This window comes from Nocardia sp. NPDC004573 (genome assembly GCF_053602135.1).
In genome coordinates this window covers 1-2238 of the sequence record NZ_JBSGDA010000062.1, presented here as the reverse complement: position 1 = coordinate 2238, position 2238 = coordinate 1, and the positions used below count along the sequence as shown (strand labels likewise).

Here is a 2238-nt window from a genome sequence, read left to right as displayed (position 1 = left end):
GTTGCCCGCGTACATGATTCCCGCGTCGATCATGGTGCTGGATGAGATTCCGTTGACGCCGGTGGGGAAGTTGGATCGGGCGGCGTTGCCGGAGCCGGTGTTCGCGGCGCGGGCGTTTCGGGCGCCGTCGACGCCGGTGGAGGAGGTCGTCGCGGAGGTGTTCGCGGCGTTGCTGGTGCCGGAGGGGGACGGCGGTGTTGGTGCGGATGACGATTTCTTCGAGTTGGGTGGGAATTCGCTGCTGGCGGCGCAGGCGGCGGCGCGGATCGGTTCGGCGTTGGATGTGCGGGTGCCGGTGCAGTTGTTGTTCGAGGTGAGCACGGTTGCTGGGTTGGCGGCGCGGGTGGAGGCGCATGCGGGGTCGGCGGCGGGGCAGGCGTTGCGGGCGTGGCCGCGTCCGGAGCGGGTGCCGTTGTCGTATGCCCAGCAGCGGATGTGGTTTTTGAACCGGTTCGATCCGGCGAGTGGAGTGAACAATATTCCGGTCGCGGTGCGGTTGAGCGGCGCGTTGGATGTGGCGGCGTTGCGGGCCGCGGTGGGGGATGTGGTGGCGCGCCATGAGGTGTTGCGCACTGTCTATCCGGATGTGGATGGGCAGGGTGTGCAGGTGGTGTTGCCGGTGGGTGATGCGCGGGCGGTGCCGGAGGTGTTGGTGCGCCGCGCGCACGAGTCGGAGGTGGCGGCGTTGGTAGCCGCGGCGGTGGGTGAGGGTTTCGATGTGACGGTCGCGCCGCCGGTGCGGGTGCGGTTGATCGTGTTGAGCGAATCCGAGCACGTGCTGGTGTGTGTGGTGCATCACATCGCGGGTGACGGGTTCTCGATGGGTCCGTTGACGCGGGATTTGATGAGCGCGTATGTGCAGCGTGTGCGGGGTGGCGTGCCGGAGTGGCCTGCGTTGGAGGTGCAGTACGCGGATTACACGTTGTGGCAGCGGGAGGTTCTTGGGGAGGAGTCGGATCCGGGGTCGGTGCTGGCGGCTCAGGTGGGGTTCTGGCGTGCGGTGTTGGCGGGGTTGCCTGAGCAGGTGGAGTTGCCTGCGGATCGGGCGCGGCCTGCGGTGGCGTCGTATCGGGGGGCGACGTTGGGGTTCGAGGTGGATGCCGAGGTGCATGCGGGGTTGAGCCGGGTGGCGGCGCAGCACAACGCGACGGTGTTCATGGTGGTGCATGCGGCGTTGGCGGTGTTGCTGGCGCGGTTGTCGAATTCGCGGGACATCGCGATCGGCACGCCGGTGGCCGGGCGTGGGGAAGCGGCGTTGGATGATCTGATCGGCATGTTCGTCAACACGCTGGTGTTGCGTACCGAGATCGATCCCGGGGTGTCGTTCGCGGGGTTGCTGGCGGGGGTGCGGTCGGTGGATGTGGCGGCGTTCGGGCATGCGGATGTGCCGTTCGAGCGGTTGGTGGAGGTGCTGGATCCGCCGCGTTCGCCGGCGCGGCATCCGCTGTTCCAGGTGATGTTGACCTTCCAGAATGTGACGGTGCCGCGGTTGTCGTTGCCGGGGTTGTCGGTGTCGGGGCTGGATCTGGCGGTGGGGCTGGCGAAGTTCGATCTGCAGTTGGCGATCGCGGAGAACGTCGATGAGCACGGTCGCGCGGGTGGGTTGTCGGCGGCGTTCACCTATGCCACCGATCTGTTCGATTCGGCGACGGTGCGTGATTTCGCCGACCGGTTCACCCGGATCCTGGCCGCGGTCGCGGCGGATGCGTCGGTGGTGGTGGGTGATATCGATGTGCTGGCCGCCGGGGAGCGGGAGTTGGTGCTGCACGAGTGGTCGACCCCGGGGGCGCTCGTGCCGGAGGTGACGTTGGTCGATGTGATCACCACCCAGGCCCGTAACCGGCCCGAGGCGGTCGCGATCCGCTGCGGGCGCACCACGGTGAGTTTCGAGCAGCTGCATCGGCGCGCCAATCAGGTCGCGCGCGCGTTGATCGCGCACGGCGCGGGCCCGGAAACGGTGGTCGCGGTCGCGATGCCACGGACCGAGGAACTACCGATCGCCCTGCTCGGTGTGCTGATCGCCGGTGCGGCGTATCTGCCGATCGACACCAGCTACCCGGTGCAGCGGCTGGAATTCATGCTCGAAGACGCCGCCCCGGTGTGCGTCCTGACCACCACCGCCGAGCTGGACTCACTGCCCGCGGGCAATATTCCCGCGCTCTTGCTGGAGGACACCACCGGCTACGACGACGCACGAGTCCGCAACCGCGAGCGCGTGAGGCCGCTGCGCCCGGACAA

Annotated in this window: 1 protein-coding gene; it reads left to right on the top strand. The window is 68.2% G+C overall.

From position 1 onward, the window contains the following. A partial coding sequence (locus ACWEKR_RS35495; RefSeq protein ID WP_452358231.1) for a condensation domain-containing protein occupies nt 1-2238 on the top strand: 2238 nt, incomplete at both ends.